This window comes from Lishizhenia sp., assembly GCF_033720595.1.
Taxonomy (GTDB): domain Bacteria; phylum Bacteroidota; class Bacteroidia; order Flavobacteriales_D; family Crocinitomicaceae; genus Lishizhenia.
This window is the reverse complement of record NZ_JAWWCF010000258.1, coordinates 1-3318: the sequence shown is the minus strand read 5'-3', so window position 1 is coordinate 3318 and position 3318 is coordinate 1. Positions and strand designations below refer to the sequence as shown.

2 protein-coding genes and 2 pseudogenes are annotated in these 3318 nt (G+C 35.8%); all 4 read right to left on the bottom strand.

Annotated features, from left to right (window positions below):
* Window positions 1-263, bottom strand: a pseudogene (locus tag R3333_RS13630) (hypothetical protein); the annotation flags it as partial.
* A gap of 8 nt (window positions 264-271) precedes the next feature.
* Window positions 272-1507: a hypothetical protein gene (locus R3333_RS13625; RefSeq protein ID WP_318959325.1), complete on the bottom strand. Its 1236-nt coding sequence runs from the start codon at window positions 1505-1507 to the stop codon at window positions 272-274.
* Complete coding sequence (locus R3333_RS13620; RefSeq protein ID WP_318959324.1) at window positions 1497-2945, bottom strand: hypothetical protein; 1449 nt, start codon at window positions 2943-2945, stop codon at window positions 1497-1499. Before R3333_RS13620 ends, R3333_RS13625 begins: the two co-directional genes overlap by 11 nt.
* Window positions 2946-3111: 166 nt before the next feature.
* Window positions 3112-3318, bottom strand: a pseudogene (locus tag R3333_RS13615) (ion transporter); the annotation flags it as partial.

Sequence of the window (3318 nt, the reverse complement as noted above, 5' to 3'; positions counted from 1 at the left end):
GCTCTGTCCATCGATAAAAATGCCTCTTGACCACTTCCTCCATAACTTTTGGACCAAATACTGTTTCCAAGGCTATCAACTTTCAATAAGATTGCTTGTGATGGACCATCTAAAAAACTACTACTCGCTCCACATAGATAGTAGCTTGTATCTTCCATTTGAAAAAGATCATAACCAAAATCATACTCTGCACCTGCATACACTTTATGAAAGTAAATTTGAGCTGTCGTATTTACAGAAAAATGTACACTAACGATTATCAATATATACCTTAAAAATACCATCCTAGTCCAAATTGTAATGAATTACCAAACCCTCGTTTACTCACAAGTCCTACAATATCTTGAGAAGCCATATAAATATCTAGGTTGGAAGTATGAGCTCTGAAATAAACACCTGCTCTAAAACCTCCAAATCCTCCAAAACTGGCACGTGCTCCTGCAGACAAAATTTTATTAATACGGTAATGTGCTCCAGCATAAGCTTGTGGCACACTCACCAAGGTAGGGTACATTCTAATTCCAAAAATTGACTGCCAATTATCTTCTCTATTTAATTCTGCTCGCTTAGCTACTTCAATGGTAGATGGAAGAAACCTCAAGGATGAAATCTGTTCACTTTGAATACCCAAAGAATCCAGCACCTCATCTCCTTGTAAAGAAAATATAGCTTGAATATTATCTAGGTTTGCTCCTTGAAAACTTATACTTGTATCTACATTATAATAGGTCATTTCTTTGGCATAAACTAAACCTAAATCGCGAACACTAAAAGATAACACTCCTCTAAACTTATCATTCTCTTCTCCAAAGGGCATGTTATATTGAAAGTCAACACTTGCACCATAGGAACTGTACAGTTTTTCTGAATCCATGTATTTTAAAACCCCATCTAAAAGGAGGGCCAAACTATCTCCATTCGCAGAAGAATAGAAATGCGATTGTTGTAAATAACTATTCAATGTATTGTTGCTTCCAACAAAATTTAAACGCAAGTAGCTATTCGTGTTTCGATTAAACACTCCTACTCCGATTTTTTGAAAACTTTCTAATTGAAAGGAAGAAGAGTTAAACATTAAACTATCTCCCAAACGATTGGCATTCCCTTGAAAGGCCATCGTAAATAAATCTTTGGTATACGCTAAACTCGACATGGTTTTTGATCCTGCTGATACCACTACACCAAATTTATTCCCTTCGCCAAAATGCAAGTTATGCAATTTGAGATCTACTGCTCCATATAGACTAAACCCTAAACCATTTACATCTTTCTGATGGGATAATCTATCCTCAATTTCACTATTGGATATATATCCACCTTGCGTAAAATACTGAAGAAATCCTCTGTTCAAGGCAGAGCTATGATAAAATCCCATTCCCTCAATATTCAATTCTGCTGCTCGCGAAGTATCAATAGACAAAGTATTTCCGAAATAAGATTGAGCTTTTACCTGAAGAGGAAGAAAAGCAAGACTTAGAATACCAATTAAAACTATTTTATAAAGCATGTGAAAATTCAAAATCTGTTAATAATTCTAAGATGAGTTTACTCTCCAAATAGATTTGTTGAACATCATTATTGGCTGCATCCACTTTAAATTCTAACCCAATGTATTTTGCTTGGTTCATCAATTCAACATCTCCCTCACTCAAGGTGAATATTAATTGGTTTTCTACAAACGGAAAGTCTGACAAATTGGTTACCGCTGCTGCGTAAGCCTCTTGAATCGTTGACCCCGCACTTAAACTCGTTAGAACTTGTTTGTTTTCATCCAAAACCTTAAGTCCTACGCTTCCTGAAAAAGGAAAGGAATTTTTCGTGTTTAGAATTAAACGACCACTGTTCAAATGATTCCCTTCCAAATCTTGTGTAAGCTCAAAGTCTATGGTGTCTCTATACAATAAGTCTTGTACCCCCAAAGCTAAGGGCATGTTCGACCTTAAATCAAGGGAAAAAGCACTACCCTCTAAAATTTCATCATAACCACCACTAGTGTTCCCCCAAGGGTTAATCTCTATATCGTAAGCTACCGTATAGCTACTTCCTAAATTTTCTATAAAATCTTCAATATTTGAATTGGTAGAAGTAAAATTAAAAAATGCTTCTCCTGGAGTTTGAGTTCCGTTTACCGATTGCGCAGCATTCAAACTTTGCGCTACATTGATTTGTGGATTCTGTAAATCAACGGTGGTTCCATCCTTCGCTTTACTTTGCAATAGCTCCAAGGTTAATTCACCGTTCACATTTACACCATTCTCAACATAAAAACTCAAATCAACATTCTCTACGTCAATTAAACCAGAGATGATATTATTCAACTCATCAACATATAAGGTTTCCGTATCTGTAATATGAATATTACCAAAATACCCCCTGGCATATTTCAACTTTAACTCGGAAATATCTAAAGTGAACCTGAATACATCCGTATTGGTCACATTCACACCATTTCCATCCGGACTTAATGAAACCACCAATTGGGATTCTAATTTATTAAAAGCCGTTCCATTTTCTCCAGTTAAATCCAATTGATAATCTGAAAAATCAAAGTTTAATACGTCCATACCAGGAACACCATTTTGGGCCGCTGGTATTTCTTTGGTTTGGGTAAATACTTGACCATTCTTTGTTACACCTGGAAAAGTGATGGTGAAAATAGTGGGTTCTATTAATGGGTTTTCAATTTCAACACTGGCTTGACCTTCACTAATCACTACATTGTTTAATTCAACATCACCTAGTAAGAATTCAAACTCTGTTACATCCGTTGGAATACTTCCTCCTGGGGCCACATACCAATTCAAAAAATTTAAACTAAACTCCTGCACCACTGATGTGTCTGGAATGTTTAAATACTCAAACAAATCTGCCTCCAATAAATTTTGGTCCAAGGTTAAATTTAAAGAATGATCACTCGCTACTCCAATTTGATTAGAGTCTACCATCTTCTGGAAACTTAGTGTGTCTTGAAATAATGGCGCCCTCCAATTGGTACCCCAAGTTGTTTTTTCCTTTTTACATGAAAGTAAGAGGAATAGAAATGAAAACAGATATATAATTGTCTTATTCGTCATTGTTTGTATACTAACGTATGGAAAAACTTATCGTTGGTTAGAGTTCTGATCCACAAAACTTACAGAATGCTGCATCGTCGTCATGTCCTTCTAAAGAACAATTAGGACAGGATTGTGTATTAACGGTTTTATCGTTTGCTGACTTAATAAATTCATTGGTAACAATACCCGTTGGCACCGCTAATATGGCATAACCAAATATCATAACTATTGAAGATATCGCTTGACCCAATGCCGTAACCGG

What these genes read in the sequence shown, in the direction of transcription:
- R3333_RS13625 (WP_318959325.1), bottom strand. Translation starts at nt 1,507, where the DNA reads ATGCTTTATAAAATAGTTTTAATTGGTATTCTAAGTCTTGCTTTTCTT.
- R3333_RS13620 (WP_318959324.1), bottom strand. Translation starts at nt 2,945, where the DNA reads ATGGTAGACTCTAATCAAATTGGAGTAGCGAGTGATCATTCTTTAAAT.